15 protein-coding genes are annotated in these 13,705 nt (G+C 53.4%); 6 read left to right on the top strand and 9 right to left on the bottom strand.

The genetic code is table 11. The features are described 5' to 3' along the window. Positions 1-7: 7 nt before the first annotated feature. From NBA72_RS13720 to NBA72_RS13740, 5 genes are all read right to left on the bottom strand, one after another. Positions 8-553: a hypothetical protein gene (locus NBA72_RS13720; protein ID WP_020899213.1), complete on the bottom strand. Its 546-nt coding sequence runs from the start codon at positions 551-553 to the stop codon at positions 8-10. Positions 554-705: 152 nt separating this feature from the next. Next, the gene (umuC, locus tag NBA72_RS13725) at positions 706-1,764 is read right to left on the bottom strand and encodes a translesion error-prone DNA polymerase V subunit UmuC (protein WP_308302662.1); all 1,059 of its coding nucleotides are present in this window, start codon (positions 1,762-1,764) and stop codon (positions 706-708) included. A 25-nt stretch (positions 1,765-1,789) separates the two neighbouring features. After that, positions 1,790-3,064, bottom strand: coding sequence for a translesion error-prone DNA polymerase V subunit UmuC (gene umuC, locus NBA72_RS13730; RefSeq protein ID WP_023202697.1), 1,275 nt, complete (start codon positions 3,062-3,064; stop codon positions 1,790-1,792). Positions 3,065-3,105: 41 nt separating this feature from the next. Then, complete coding sequence (gene umuD, locus NBA72_RS13735) at positions 3,106-3,546, bottom strand: translesion error-prone DNA polymerase V autoproteolytic subunit (RefSeq protein ID WP_006786002.1); 441 nt, start codon at positions 3,544-3,546, stop codon at positions 3,106-3,108. Between the two features lie 193 nt (positions 3,547-3,739). Then, positions 3,740-4,639, bottom strand: coding sequence for a LysR family transcriptional regulator (locus tag NBA72_RS13740; protein WP_006786000.1), 900 nt, complete (start codon positions 4,637-4,639; stop codon positions 3,740-3,742). A 98-nt stretch (positions 4,640-4,737) separates the two neighbouring features. Between NBA72_RS13740 and NBA72_RS13745 the strand changes: the two genes are divergently transcribed. Genes NBA72_RS13745 through arsH form a run of 4 tightly spaced genes read left to right on the top strand, consistent with a single transcriptional unit; the run spans position 4,738 to position 7,597 of the window. Continuing rightward, positions 4,738-5,265 carry a GNAT family N-acetyltransferase gene (locus NBA72_RS13745; RefSeq protein WP_020899215.1) on the top strand — a complete coding sequence of 176 codons (528 nt, stop codon included), beginning with the start codon at positions 4,738-4,740 and terminating at the stop codon, positions 5,263-5,265. Next, positions 5,262-6,494 (top strand): MFS transporter, encoded by a 1,233-nt coding sequence (locus tag NBA72_RS13750; RefSeq protein WP_023202698.1) that lies wholly within the window; start codon positions 5,262-5,264, stop codon positions 6,492-6,494. Before NBA72_RS13745 ends, NBA72_RS13750 begins: the two co-directional genes overlap by 4 nt. A 48-nt stretch (positions 6,495-6,542) precedes the next feature. Then, a complete protein-coding gene (locus tag NBA72_RS13755; protein ID WP_006785996.1) occupies positions 6,543-6,878 on the top strand; it encodes an ArsR/SmtB family transcription factor in 336 nt (111 codons plus the stop codon). Then, positions 6,875-7,597, top strand: coding sequence for an arsenical resistance protein ArsH (arsH, locus tag NBA72_RS13760; RefSeq protein ID WP_042949249.1), 723 nt, complete (start codon positions 6,875-6,877; stop codon positions 7,595-7,597). The genes NBA72_RS13755 and arsH overlap by 4 nt, the downstream gene beginning before the upstream one ends. 56 nt (positions 7,598-7,653) lie before the next feature. On the opposite strand, the gene arsC is transcribed toward arsH, so the two are convergent. The 4 genes from arsC to cadR form a co-directional block, all read right to left on the bottom strand. After that, on the bottom strand, positions 7,654-8,082 hold the full coding sequence (arsC, locus tag NBA72_RS13765) for a glutaredoxin-dependent arsenate reductase (RefSeq protein ID WP_006785993.1): 429 nt from the start codon (positions 8,080-8,082) through the stop codon (positions 7,654-7,656). A 49-nt stretch (positions 8,083-8,131) separates the two neighbouring features. Continuing rightward, a complete protein-coding gene (locus NBA72_RS13770) occupies positions 8,132-9,415 on the bottom strand; it encodes an arsenic transporter (RefSeq protein WP_006785992.1) in 1,284 nt (427 codons plus the stop codon). 96 nt (positions 9,416-9,511) lie between these two features. Beyond that, on the bottom strand, positions 9,512-9,865 hold the full coding sequence (locus NBA72_RS13775) for a metalloregulator ArsR/SmtB family transcription factor (RefSeq protein WP_006785991.1): 354 nt from the start codon (positions 9,863-9,865) through the stop codon (positions 9,512-9,514). Positions 9,866-10,127: 262 nt separating this feature from the next. Then, positions 10,128-10,586, bottom strand: coding sequence for a Cd(II)/Pb(II)-responsive transcriptional regulator (gene cadR, locus NBA72_RS13780; RefSeq protein ID WP_006785990.1), 459 nt, complete (start codon positions 10,584-10,586; stop codon positions 10,128-10,130). A gap of 259 nt (positions 10,587-10,845) precedes the next feature. Between cadR and NBA72_RS13785 the strand changes: the two genes are divergently transcribed. Then, positions 10,846-13,296 carry a heavy metal translocating P-type ATPase gene (locus NBA72_RS13785; RefSeq protein ID WP_006785989.1) on the top strand — a complete coding sequence of 817 codons (2,451 nt, stop codon included), beginning with the start codon at positions 10,846-10,848 and terminating at the stop codon, positions 13,294-13,296. Positions 13,297-13,373: 77 nt separating this feature from the next. Continuing rightward, positions 13,374-13,673: a DUF305 domain-containing protein gene (locus tag NBA72_RS13790; protein ID WP_006785988.1), complete on the top strand. Its 300-nt coding sequence runs from the start codon at positions 13,374-13,376 to the stop codon at positions 13,671-13,673. Positions 13,674-13,705: the final 32 nt, after the last annotated feature.

Below are 13,705 nucleotides of genomic sequence, written 5' to 3' on the forward strand. Positions count from 1 at the left end.
TAATTAGTTACTTCCCTTCAGCTACATTCTTAATATTTTGCATTAAATCCTGCAAGCCGCTACTTGCGAGTCTTTGCTTTGAAGAAGAACTGTACGTTATATGAATACGACTACCTGACCCATTTTTTTCTAGCTCAATAGTTAGGTGATCATCATAGTCGCCCCAATCTGAGCCCATTTTATAATAACTTCCAGTCATCGCATCCCATTCCTGATTACTATCGGTAATTGCGCTGGCAGTCCATTCGCCATCGTTATTTTTTTCTCTAATTGATCTCAGTTCATCATTAGAGATAAACTTAAACTTCCTTTTAATTCTTGCTGCTGCAGTATCAACATCTACTGGTACAGTATAACTTTTAGAGGTCGATTCTTTTTTTTCTGAAGGAGATACTTTCATACGCTGCTCATCATTTCCTGAGGAGTTACCTCTCAGGGAATTCATTATTCCTGAGGCACCATCACTGATTTTCTGGTTTGTAGTTGCTATATCATTCATACTACAAGCTGTTACGAGAACAGGTAGTATTAAAATAGTATATAGACCCTTCATATTCCTTTTTTCTCCCTATTTTTACCGTGAAAATAACAGCTTTAGTACGACTTACTATTCCGTCACATTGTAACAGACTGTAAAACCCTGCCGTATTGTATAATGAAAGTCAATGATGAGGTATACCAAATGGCTGGGCGTAAAAAGGAAGCTCACTTCACTTTAATTATATCACTTAGCTTAGTCGTGAAGGCGGGGGAAAGCCTTTCTCTGCGCATCTTCCAGCCCATAGATGCATCTTTAATACCTTGCCCTGCAAACCAAACAGAGCCTTTGCCTGAATGGTTAATGCTGTCTATTAATGTCATCAGCTCTTCGCTGTTACGATGAGGCTGAAAGTCATCAAAAAGGGTCAATTGAGATACGGCAGCGCTTCGGAAATCAGTGAGCATCACGCCAGCACGATGATAACGGTGCCCTGGTACAAATATCGTATCAAATGCCTTTATAGCCGCGTTAATGATATCCCGTGAATCCTGAGCGGGTACAGCAAGCTCTGTTACCGCCTGATTCTTATAAAACACCTCATTTTCTGAGAAAGGGCTGGTACTGATGAAAACTGCTACCCGTTTACAAAATTGATGCTCTGCACGGAGTTTTTCTGCTGCACGTTCAGCATGAGCGCAAATGGCCTGATGCAGGCTGACTTCGTCCGACGGTTTTTCTCCAAAAGATCGGGAGCATATGATTTGTTCTTTTGGGGCAGTAAATTCTTCTAAACCGAGGCAAGGAATACCGTTCAGCTCTCTGACCGTGCGCTCAACAACTACTGAGAACTGTTTACGAATGAATGAAGGCGACAGCTCAGCCAGCTGAAGTGCATTGTTAATGCCCATAAACTGTAATTTTTTACCCAGCCGCCGTCCTATACCCCAGACCTCCTCAACTGGTACTAAAGCCATTAACTTACGCTGACGCTGTCTGTCACTGAGATCTACCACACCTCGCGTTGCGGGCCAGCGCTTACTTGCATACTGAGCCAGTTTGGCGAGCGTTTTTGTAGGGCCTATTCCCACTCCCACAGTCAGATGTGTTCTTCGCTTAATCTGATCACGTATCTGATGGCCAAACACCTCAAGCGATAACAGATTACGCATACCCGTAAGATCACAAAAAGCTTCATCGATACTGTAAATTTCCACACGCGGAGTCAGTAACTGCAAAATAGTCATCACTCTGTCTGACATATCAGCATTTATGTGGAATACAATTTCAACAGCTTAATTAGTAACCGACTCAAAGCACGCGCGCTTTAGGTATGTCAGACCAGCGCGTGGTCCAAGCAGGGCTTAGCATTTCACGTTTCATTTTCCATTCGGTATTAATGCCCTGGCCCGCAAACCATACATTTCCCATTCCGGACTGGTTGATATCATCCAGTACCTTCATCAGCTGTGCGCTATTGGCCCGCGGCTGGTTATCTTCAAACAGATTGAGCTGGCTTACACCGTTTGGAGTGAAGTTATCAAGCATGATACCTGCTTTCATGTACCTTCGACCCTCAAGCCAGATACGGTCAAGTGATCGCATCGCAGATTCAATAATGTCACGCGTGTCCTGTGTTGGCAGCGTCAGTTTCTCACCAGCGCTGTTCCCGTAAAAAACCTCACCGTTTGCGTGTGGCGACGTCCGGATAAACACACCGATGTTGCGACAGTACTGACGTTCCCCGCGCAGTTTTTCCGCTGCGCGCGCAGCGTACTGACACAGCGCCTGCTGCATAGCGACTTTTGAGGTAATTCGCTCGCCGAAGCTGCGGCTACAGACAATCTGCTGTTTTGCCGGTGGCAGCTCTTCGAGCGGAATACATGATTCACCGTTCAGCTCGCGTACGGTGCGCTCCAGCACCACGGAAAAGTTATCGCGAATGAACTTCGGACGCGCGCGTGATAGCTGCAGAGCAGTTTCGATGCCCATAAGGTTGAGTCGTTTACCGATACGCCGTCCCACGCCCCATATTTCCTCAACGGGCTGGTTAGCCAGCAGGGTTTCAGTACGTTTCGGATTACCTGGCGTAAGCGCCAGTACGCCGCGAAACTGCTTCCACTCCTTGCCCGCCCACTGGGCCGATTTTGCCAGTGTTTTGGTCGGCCCCATGCCGATACCGACGGTGAGACCCGTTGTGGTAAAGACATGCGCACGCAGGCGACGGCCAAAAGTTTCGAAGTTCTCACAGCCGTCAATACCGGTGAGATCCAGAAACATCTCATCAATGCTGTACTGCTCGACGCGTGGCGTTATCTCTTCAAGCGCGGTCATTACTCTCTGGCTGAGGCTGTGATAAAGCGCGTAATTGGAGCTGAACACGTGCACCTTTTCCGGATAATCCTGTGTTTTTACCTCAAACCATGGCGCACCCATTTTGATGCCAAGCGCTTTTGCGCCAGCGGAGCGTGCAATGACGCATCCGTCGTTGTTGCTGAGCACTAGCACAGGTCTGCCACGCAGGTCCGGGCGGAACAGCGTCTCGCAGCTGGCATAGAATGAATTAACGTCAGCCAGGCCGAACATGGACATCATGATCTCCGCCGTGTGTAGATAACCCGCACATATCAGTTTCTCCGGCGCGGAGTGTGCACGAAGTGCGCCACTACGCCGAAAATTTCCAGGGTATCCGGGTCTGGGATAATAACAGGATAGGCGGGATTCATCGGCTGCAATACCGGCCCTTTCTGGGTAATAAGAAGGCGCTTGACCGTAAATTCGCCGTACAGTACAGCGATAACCACGTCGCCGTGCTCAGGCCTGAGTGCCCGATCGACTATCAGCAGATCGCCGTCGTAAAGTCCTATATCCTGCATGCTGTTGCCCTGTGCGCGCAGGAAAAAGGTGCTTGCCCTGTGGGCTATTAGATATTCGTTTAAGTCGAGTTCCTGCTCCGCATAGTCCTGGCAAGGAGAGGGAAAACCGCAGGGTACGCGTTCCAGGAAAAGGGGCCTGTAGCTGGGCGGCGGATTATCCGCCGGGTGCATCAACTCAAAGGCGTGAAACATAGCAAAAATCCCTGTCAAAATGCTGTACGTATTTACAGTAGTATTGTCTGACTTTACGGACGAAGCAAGAAGCGTGGGGCGACACAAATATCATTAAAATAATGGACTATTGATTTATTTGAATTTATAGCGGAACGACAGCTCGTAAAACAAGCAGCTATCAGGACTTTCTGTGTCAGGGCATGTTAAAAATTTATTTTGATTCAGGAAAGATCTTACTTAGTCTGTTCAGTACTTCACTTATGCCCCTGCTGACAATCCGATCCTCCCGCATCACTGTCCCCAGAGTCCGGTGAAGCGATGGCGTTACTGAGTAAAGACTGAGACCCTGCCTTTCTTCATGACTTGCAACGGACATACGGGGAACGATGCTGTAACCCAGGCCGGAACGAACCATCCTTTTAATGGCTTCAATACTGCCAAGCTCCATAACCGGGCTGACAGTATGCCCTGCATCGCTGAACCATCCGTCAATCAGATCGCGTGTGGCACTTCCGGGTTCAAATACAATCAGCGGCAGTGGCAAAAGGGTATCAGGAGACAGCGGTTTTGCACTCTGCTCCGAGGTGTCCTTTTCCATGATTACAACAAACTCATCCGTACCCAGCGGGCTGACACTCAGGCATTTACCGGCTGCCGGCAGCGTTACCAGACCAATATCTATACGGTTTTCCTCCACTCCCCGTACAATATCTGAAGTATTGCCTGTGCGTACATCCACCTTCAGCAGGGGATGGGTCTGTCGAAGTTGCTGCAGTAAGTGAGGTAGCAGATGGATACAGGCTGTTGCGCCTGTGCCGACAGTAACGGTGCCGGTTATTTCGTCTGAATGCAGGGAAACCGCTTCAACCGCTCCGCTTACCACCGCATCAATTTTCATGCAGTGTTCAGCGAGAGTCAAACCGGCAGTCGTTGGTCTTACTCCCCGGCTGGTTCGCTCAATAAGCCTGACCTTAAGCGTCTGCTCCAGCTGTCTTATCTGCAGGCTCACTGCCGGTTGCGACAAGCCAAGTACTTCTGCCGCCCCCGAGAAACTGCCCCGGCTGATGACCAGCCTGAAGGTAGCCAGATGATCGAGGTTCAGTGTTGCCATGCCAAAGTTTTCCTCATAACGCTGATAAGCCCTGCTGCCTGTCTGAAATGATTCATCCGGGTTAGTCTCTGTTTCTGATCTGAAAGGGAGCTGTACTGATGGAAATAACCGAAGCAGATGAACGACATATTCCCGCTATACAACAGATTTATGCTTATCACGTATTACACGGCACCGCCACTTTTGAAACCGAACCGCCGGGTGAGGCTGAAATGGCAGCCCGGCTGAAAAAGGTACATGCAGCAGGACTGCCCTGGTTGGTGGCGGTTGACGGAGGAATTGTTCGAGGATACTGCTATTTGTCTCTATACCGGGAACGGTGCGCCTATCGCTTTACTCTGGAAGACTCTGTATATGTTGATGCCACGTATCAGGGGCGGGGCATTGGAAAAATGCTGCTATCCCGTGCAGTAGGATGGGCAGAAGCCCGTGGTTTTCGGCAACTTGTAGCGGTGGTGGGGAACAGTGAAAATACTGCCTCCCTTGCTCTTCACCGCGCTGCAGGCTTCAGCATCACTGGCACCCTCAGGTCTGTAGGATTCAAGCATGGGCGCTGGCTCGATACGGTTATCCTGCAGCGTACGCTCGGGCATGGCGACGCTACGCTTCCGGAAAGTACAGAATGACACAAGGATATCTGACAGGCCGCACCATTTTCTGCATCGGCATGACGCAGCTTATCAACTGGGGTATTACGTTCTACATGCCGGGTGTCTTCGGAGCCGCCATCATGGCGGAAACAGGCTGGTCTTCCGGTGAGACATTCTCCGGCCTGAGCGTTGCCATGCTCGTTATGGGGCTGGTTTCACCGCTTATCGGTCCCGTAATGGCCCGTACCGGTGGACGCACCCTGATGATGGCGGGAACTTTGGCTATAACCATCGGGTGTTTTCTGATGGCGTTTACCTATTCAACATTAGCGTGGGATGCCGTCTGGATCCTGACAGGCGCGGGCATGCGGCTTGCTCTGTATGACGCCGCTTTTGCCATGCTTGTGGAAACCGCAGGCGCAGAGGCTCGCAAGGCAATCTCTCTGGTCACCCTGCTGGGCGGTCTCGCGTCGGCCGCTTTCTGGCCTGCTGGCGCAGCGCTTCTTCACGTCACCGACTGGCGGCATGCCGTCATCATTTATGGCTGTGCGGGCCTGCTGAGCCTGTTTTTTTTAACTGCCGTTCCGGCAGGCAGTCGGGTAAAACTTCCCGTAACAGGGCGATCCGGCCATTCGGCTGACGCAACAGCAACATCAGAGGACACAAAAGCACTCATCAGCGGCCTGTGGTATGCCACTCTGATAGCGTTGATAAGCTTTGTCTCCACCGGCGTGTCCACACATTTTCCCCGGATACTGGCCTCTTATGGCGTGCCTGCTCTGGCTGGCATGCTGTGGGGAGTGGGGCAGTTAGGTGCCCGTCTGCTGGGTGTAGTTTCAGGTGCACGAATCTCCGCGATACGCCTGAACCTTATAACCGGTATCCTGCTTCCCCTCTGTTTTCTGACCGGCCTTGCAGGCAGCATTACTCCTGTGGCTACAGCCTTTTTCGTTCTGGGCTATGGGGCCGTAAACGGACTGAATACGATCGTGAAGGCCGTACTTCCTCTTGTGCTGTTTGATCCGCAGCAGTACGCCCGCAAAACAGGAATACTGATGTCGCCGGCATTTTTTCTCGCGGCACTGGCTCCGTCTGCGTATGCCATACTGCTGGAGCGCTACGGTATACCCGGCACGCTGCTTTTTTCCTTCATCCTGACCCTGATCATTACGGCGATTTCTGTGGTCCTCTGGCAGCGTCATTCTGGCTCTGTTGTGCAGAACCGGGACCATGGAGCATCTACCCTTCACGAAAAAAATGTTTGACGGCTTCCATATTTCTATTATTCTGGAAATATAGTTAAAGGAGGCCGCATGGATTTACACACCGCAGCAAACGCACTTCGAGAACTGGGCCACCCGACACGTCTCCGCATATACCGGGAGCTGGTCAGGGCTGGTCATGAAGGCCTGCCGGTTGGCGAACTGCAGAAGCACCTTGAGATTCCTGCCTCCACGCTCAGCCATCATCTTTCAGCGCTGATGTCCGCTGGACTCATAAGCCAGGAACGGCAGAGTCGTACCTTGTTCTGCAGACCTTGCTATGCGCAGCTTGAGCAGCTGATGGCTTTTCTCACTGAAGAGTGCTGCGCCGGTGGCAGTAGCTGCAGCCTGTCTACCGAGATTTCCCATAAAGAGACTCCATTGTGAATAACGTGAATGATGCCCTGAACAATATCGATCTGACACTCCTGGATACGCCCCTTTCGGAAGAGAAATTAAAGGCCGAAGAGGTGGCGCATCCGCCCCGCATACTGATGCTCTACGGTTCGCTTCGGGAGCGCTCTTACAGCCGACTCACCACGGAAGAGGCCGCACGGCTGCTGACGGCCATGGGCGCGGAGGTGAAGTTATTCAATCCGTCCGGCCTGCCGCTGCCGGATGATGTACCTGAGACGCATCCGAAGGTCGCAGAGCTGCGCCAGCTAGTGCTCTGGTCTGAAGGGATGGTCTGGTGCTCTCCTGAGCGTCACGGTGCCATGACCGGCATCATGAAGACGCAGATTGACTGGATACCGCTGACGTCCGGGGCGGTCCGGCCCTCGCAGGGGAAAACCCTTGCTGTCATGCAGGTCAGCGGAGGCTCACAGTCTTTCAACGCCGTAAACCAGATGCGTATTCTTGGGCGCTGGATGCGGATGATCACTATCCCGAACCAGTCATCCGTTGCAAAAGCCTGGGCCGAGTTTGATGAGGACGGCCGCATGAAGCCTTCTCCGTATTATGACCGCATAGTGGACGTCATGGAGGAACTGATGAAGTTCACCCTGCTGACGCGCGGTCGTAATGGTTATCTCACCGACCGCTACAGCGAAAGGAAGGAGAGTGCTGCGCAGCTCTCTGAGCGGGTAAACCAGCGCAGCATATAAAAAAGCCGGCATCTGCCGGCTTTTTCACATTTTCCCTGTCACAGCCAAGGGAAACATCAGTGGCTGACGCGATTCCCTTGCTCATCAATGACTGCTTCGCCGTCCTCTTTGGTAAACGCTCCCTTCTGCGGGTCCGGCAGTATGCCCAGAACCACTTCGGAGGGGCGGCAGAGCTTCGTTCCCAGCGGCGTCACCACCACCGGACGATTAATGAGGATCGGATGAGCCAGCATCGCATCGAGCAGTTCTTCATCGCTGAACCGGTCTTCAGCCAGGCCGAGCTGCTCGTAGGGATCGGTATTTTTACGCAGCAGGGCACGCACGCTAATGTCCATGTCCGTAATCAGCTTTTTCAGCTCGTCGCGCGACGGCGGTGTTTCCAGATACAGAATCACCGTGGGCTCGGTGCCGCTGTTGCGGATAAGCGCCAGGGTATTGCGGGACGTCCCGCAGGCCGGATTGTGATAAATGGTAATGTCAGTCATGAGCGTTACTCCATAAAGGCGCTGCACAGGCACAGCTCCGGGGTTAAGGTTAAACAGACAGGCGCAGGGCCAGCGCAGCCAGCGTCACAAACAGTACCGGCAGGGTCATCACGATGCCCACGCGGAAGTAGTAGCCCCAGCTGACGGTTATGTTTTTCTGTGCCAGGACGTGCAGCCACAGCAGGGTAGCGAGGCTACCGATAGGGGTGATTTTCGGACCGAGGTCGCAGCCGATGATGTTGGCGTAAATCATCGCCTCCTTCACCACGCCCTGAGCGGTGCTGCCGTCAATGGAGAGCGCGCCAACCAGCACGGTAGGCATGTTGTTCATGACTGATGAAAGCGCCGCCGTCAGAAAGCCGGTGCCGAGCGTTGCGCCCCAGACGCCATGCTCGGCAAACCGGTTCAGGGCGGCAGAAAGGTAATCAGTTAGCCCGGCATTGCGTAGTCCGTATACCACCAGGTACATGCCCAGCGAGAAGATAACGATCTGCCAGGGCGCACCTTTCAGTACCTTTCCGGTATCAATCACATTGCCTTTCCGGGCTACCAGCCAGAGAATAAACGCCGCCACCGCGGCCACAAGGCTGACCGGCACGCCGAGTGGTTCGAGGGCAAAGAAGCCGATCAGCAGCAGGATGAGAACAATCCAGCCGGTTTTAAAGGTACGCGCATCGCGAATGGCCTCACGCGGCGCCTTCAGCTTCGCCAGGTCGTAAGTGTCCGGGATGTCCCTGCGGAAAAACAGGTGCAGCATCACCAGCGTGGCGGCCACGGACGCGATATTCACCGGCACCATCACCGAGGCATACTCGCTGAAACCCAGTTTAAAGAAGTCTGCCGTGACGATGTTGACCAGGTTTGACACGATGAGCGGCAGGCTGGAGGTATCGGCGATAAACCCGGCCGCCATCACAAACGCCAGCGTGGCCCCGGGGCTGAAGCCCAGCGCCAGCAGCATGGCGATAACGATCGGCGTCAGAATTAGCGCGGCTCCGTCATTGGCAAACAGCGCCGCCACTGCCGCACCCAGCAGAACGATATACGTGAACAGCAGCCGGCCCCTGCCGCCTCCCCAGCGGGAAACGTGCAGCGCGGCCCATTCAAAAAAGCCGGACTCATCGAGCAGCAGGCTGATAATGATGACCGCAATAAACGTGGCCGTGGCGTTCCAGACAATCTGCCAGACCACCGGAATATCCCCGATTTGTACTACGCCGGTCAGCAGCGCCAGCGCGGCGCCGATAACGGCACTCCAGCCAATACTGAGTCCTTTCGGCTGCCAGATAACCAGTACCAGCGTCAGAATAAAAATCGCACCCGCCAGAAACATACCCTCTCCTTCTTAATTATAACTGCCCGTTGAAGCGGGCTGCTAACTGTACCCTGTAAATATATGCGTTTAATCGAATGTGTTTAGATAAAATTTTTACATGCAGACAGCTTTGCCGTTGGTGGTTGCGTTATCACGCTCAGCCTGCTGACTGAGATGAAGAATTTCATCCCGCTGACACAGATATGCCTGCTCAATGACCGCTGCTGCCCACGCAGGCATGTGTGGCGATAACCGGTAATGGATCCACTTGCCGTCGCGCCTGTCGATAAGCAGTCCACTCTCTCTGAGCAGGGCCAGGTGCCGCGATATTTTTGGCTGTGTTTCTTTCAGGATAGATACAAGCTCGCAGACGCAAAGCTCCCCTTTTTCGCGCAACAACAGCACCAGGCTGAGCCGGGTTTCGTCAGAAAGATTCTTAAAAAGTTGCAGGGGCAGCAGTGACGGCATAATTTCTCCTTCGTGGCGGACAGCAACAAGTCTCGTCTGCTGCAGACGAAAGGTCAACTTTATATTTATAAATTCATATATGTTTTGACGTGCTTACAGGCTTTTCAGTACAGCTTAATGAGGGAATAGCGGTTAAACGATATCACACAGATTTTAACGGCAGCACACTTTCAGCTGCCTTAATGGTCGGGCATGACGAAGTAACATCACAAAAAAAGCCTGTTTCTTTAGTGAACCGTTCTACTTATGGCAGAAAGCAGCATCAGTAAGAGTGGCTTCCGGCCAGATGACCTGCAGTGATAACCGGCACGATATCCTCAGGCTCTTCTGCCTGCTCCAGTTCGCGCAGAATACCGCAGTCCCGTGTTGCCCGGTTGGCATTGCAGTGGCTGTGGAGCTCAAATAGTTGTTTTTCCAGCATATTTAGTTCACGAATACGGGCCTGAACGTGGTTCAGATGTTCATTTATCAGGGCATTAACCGTACCGCAGTCTGCGTCTGGCTGGCTGCGCGCCTGCAGCAACACCCGGATTTCTTCATGGGTCATATCGAGCGCCCGGCAGCGCCGGATAAACATAAGCCTTTCGAGATGTGCGCTATCGTAATGGCGGTAGTTATTAGTCTGGTCCCGCAATGCGGCCTGCAGAAGCCCCTCTCGCTCATAATAACGTACCGTCTCTACAGGACATCCCGCCTGGCGGGCCAGTTCACCAATTTTCATATCACACCTCTTCTGAGCTTGACCCTGTAGTTACATCAGGGTCTTTAATGCCAGTATACGTTATGAACGGGATAAAAAAATGAGTGACTGCTGCAGTAATAAAAAATGTGGATCAGCCGCAACCGGAGAGGAGGCGTCTGTTAAAAATACCGCCACTGCCCCGACTGAGGCTTCAGGGAAAATGCCACCAAAAACGACTCAGACCACACCGGCCTGTTGCAGCACCGGGAGCTGCTGCTCAACGGACGGCCTGAGCCAGATGTCCGAACCGGTTGCAGAGCTTCCCCGCAACGATGACGTTCAGACGCGTCTGCGCATCATGCAGATGGACTGCCCGACGGAGGAGACGCTCCTCCGAAAAAAACTGGCAAAATTACCTGCCGTCAGCAATCTTGAATTCAATCTGATACAGAGGGTGCTTACCGTGACCCATACACCGCAGGCGCTGGAACCGGTTCTGCAGGCGGTGCGCTCGCTGGGTTTTGACCCGGAACCGATTGATAAAGCAATGCAGCCTGAAGGCAGCTGCTGCTCAGGCCGTGAGGCGGAAAATACCGGCGGTTCCTGCTGCTCGCCTGCCCCTGTCACATTCGGTGAGCTGCAGACGCAGCAGGTGACCGCTGACGGGGTGCGTACCAGTATCAGGATCATGCAGATGGACTGCCCGGTTGAAGAGGGCATGATCCGTAAAAAGCTGGACGGCATGTCAGCCGTCAAGGAACTGGATTTCAATCTTATGCAGCGTGTACTGACGGTGGTTCACGCACCGGATACGCTGGAGCCGGTTCTGGCCGCCATTCGTTCTCTGGGCTTTGAACCTGAACTTCCTGACAGTAATGGCCGGCACGCGGTCACTGAGGAAAAGAAAAAACACTGGTGGCCGCTCGCGCTTGCCGGTGTGGCGGCAATCGCCGCCGAAGCCATGCACTGGGCGGGCATGCCGGAATGGCTGGAAGCGGCTCTTGCTCTGGCTGCCGTTGCGGCCTGTGGCCTGTCCACGTACAAAAAAGGCTGGATTGCTCTTCGCAACGGCAACCTGAATATCAACGCCCTGATGAGTATTGCCGTCACCGGGGCGCTGGCGCTCGGACAGTGGCCTGAAGCCGCCATGGTAATGGTGCTGTTCACGATTGCGGAACTGATTGAAGCGAAATCTCTTGATCGCGCCCGCAATGCCATCGGCTCTCTGATGAAGCTGACGCCTGAAACGGCCACGGTTCAGCAACCGGACGGCTCCTGGAAAGAAACTGAGGCCAGGTCTGTATCCCTTAACAGCGTGGTCAGGGTAAAACCGGGCGAGCGTATCGCTCTCGACGGCACGGTGGTCCGGGGCAGGACCGCCATTAATCAGGCACCTATTACCGGCGAAAGTCTGCCGGTGGATAAAGGGGAAGGTGACCCGGTCTTCGCCGGGACGGTCAACGGCTCCGGTGGCTTTGAGTACCGTGTAACGGCCGCTGCCGGAAATACCACGCTGGCGCGTATCATTCATGCCGTGGAGGAAGCGCAGGGGGCAAAAGCCCCTACGCAGCGCTTTGTTGATCGCTTTGCACAAATTTATACCCCTGTGGTGTTTGCTATTGCCGTCGCAGTTGCCGTTCTCCCACCGCTGATTGCAGGTGAAAGCTGGCAGGAGTGGATTTACAAGGCGCTGGTGATGCTGGTTATCGCCTGCCCCTGTGCGCTGGTCATTTCCACGCCAGTGACCATTGTCAGTGGCCTGACGGCAGCAGCCCGCCGGGGGATATTGATCAAGGGCGGCGTTTATCTTGAAGAAGGCCGAAAGCTGAAGTGGCTGGCGCTCGACAAGACCGGCACCCTGACGCACGGTAAGCCGGTACAGACGGATGCGATTATCTATACCGGGGTGGCAGAAGATGAGGGGCGCAGTCTGGCTGTGAGCCTGGCAGGTTACTCCGATCATCCGGTTTCGCAGGCTGTATCGGCGGCATCAGATGGCATTCAGCGTTATGAAGTGGAAAACTTTGAGGCTCTGCCAGGCCGCGGCGTGCGCGGCGTCATCAACGGTCAAACCTACAGTCTGGGCAATCTGAGGCTGGCTGAAGAAACGGTGCGCTGTCCGGAAGCGGTCAGGGCTGCACTAACGGAACTGGAGACCGGGGGTAAAACGGTCATCATGCTCTGTGACACTCATCAGGTGCTAGGGCTGTTTGCGGTGGCTGATACGGTGAAGGAAAGCAGCCGCGAGGCGATAAGTCAGTTGCATAGTCTGGGTGTTAAAACGCTCATGCTGACCGGAGACAATGCGCACACTGCGCAGGCCATTGCCGGTCAGGTTGGTATCGATGAGGCGCGGGGGGATCAACTGCCGGAAGATAAACTGCGTGCTGTAGAAACATTTACGGCGCAGGGCACGACCGGCATGGTGGGCGACGGCATCAATGATGCACCGGCGCTGGCCCGCGCCGATATCGGCTTTGCCATGGGTGCAATGGGCACGGATACCGCCATCGAGACTGCCGATGTGGCCCTCATGGATGATGATTTGCGTAAAATTCCGGCTTTTGTCCGACTCTCCCGGCAGACGTATAACATTCTGGTTCAGAATATCGTTATGGCTATTGGGATCAAGGCAGTGTTCCTGGCCCTGACCATTGCAGGTATGGGGACCATGTGGATGGCCGTATTCGCGGATGTGGGGGCAAGCCTGCTTGTCGTGGCAAACGGTCTGCGCCTGTTGCGTAAGTAACCTGTCTGGCTGCTCTTCCGGTAAAGACAGGCACCTGAAAATAGCCGCTAATCTGCACTCCGATAAAGGAAGAGAGTATGAAACCGCGTAACATGATTTTATTGCTGATGCTCGCAGTCGTGTTTCCGGCAACGGCTGCGCAGGCAGTACACGGAAACCATGCCGGAATGTCACCGTCTTCTGAGGCCTATATGGACGGCATGAATAATATGCACGAAGGAATGATAAAGGCCGTACAGGACCCGGATGCAGACAGGGCATTTGCCAGGAGCATGATTGAACATCACAAAGGAGCCATTGCCATGGCCGAAACGGAACTCCGTTATGGTAAATCACCGGCAATGCGGAAGATGGCTGAAAGCATTATCAGCGCCTAGAAAGAAGAAATACGGCAGATGGAAGTATGGCT

Source organism: Salmonella sp. NW1250 (assembly GCF_051812965.1).
Lineage (GTDB): Bacteria > Pseudomonadota > Gammaproteobacteria > Enterobacterales > Enterobacteriaceae > Salmonella > Salmonella enterica.

What these genes read in the sequence shown, in the direction of transcription:
- NBA72_RS13790 (WP_006785988.1), top strand. Translation starts at nt 13,374, where the DNA reads ATGAAACCGCGTAACATGATTTTATTGCTGATGCTCGCAGTCGTGTTT.
- NBA72_RS13745 (WP_020899215.1), top strand. Translation starts at nt 4,738, where the DNA reads ATGGAAATAACCGAAGCAGATGAACGACATATTCCCGCTATACAACAG.
- NBA72_RS13750 (WP_023202698.1), top strand. Translation starts at nt 5,262, where the DNA reads ATGACACAAGGATATCTGACAGGCCGCACCATTTTCTGCATCGGCATG.
- umuD (WP_006786002.1), bottom strand. Translation starts at nt 3,546, where the DNA reads ATGTTTCACGCCTTTGAGTTGATGCACCCGGCGGATAATCCGCCGCCC.
- NBA72_RS13720 (WP_020899213.1), bottom strand. Translation starts at nt 553, where the DNA reads ATGAAGGGTCTATATACTATTTTAATACTACCTGTTCTCGTAACAGCT.
- arsC (WP_006785993.1), bottom strand. Translation starts at nt 8,082, where the DNA reads ATGACTGACATTACCATTTATCACAATCCGGCCTGCGGGACGTCCCGC.
- NBA72_RS13755 (WP_006785996.1), top strand. Translation starts at nt 6,543, where the DNA reads ATGGATTTACACACCGCAGCAAACGCACTTCGAGAACTGGGCCACCCG.
- NBA72_RS13770 (WP_006785992.1), bottom strand. Translation starts at nt 9,415, where the DNA reads ATGTTTCTGGCGGGTGCGATTTTTATTCTGACGCTGGTACTGGTTATC.
- NBA72_RS13785 (WP_006785989.1), top strand. Translation starts at nt 10,846, where the DNA reads ATGTCCGAACCGGTTGCAGAGCTTCCCCGCAACGATGACGTTCAGACG.
- NBA72_RS13775 (WP_006785991.1), bottom strand. Translation starts at nt 9,865, where the DNA reads ATGCCGTCACTGCTGCCCCTGCAACTTTTTAAGAATCTTTCTGACGAA.
- NBA72_RS13740 (WP_006786000.1), bottom strand. Translation starts at nt 4,639, where the DNA reads ATGGCAACACTGAACCTCGATCATCTGGCTACCTTCAGGCTGGTCATC.
- umuC (WP_023202697.1), bottom strand. Translation starts at nt 3,064, where the DNA reads ATGTTCGGCCTGGCTGACGTTAATTCATTCTATGCCAGCTGCGAGACG.
- cadR (WP_006785990.1), bottom strand. Translation starts at nt 10,586, where the DNA reads ATGAAAATTGGTGAACTGGCCCGCCAGGCGGGATGTCCTGTAGAGACG.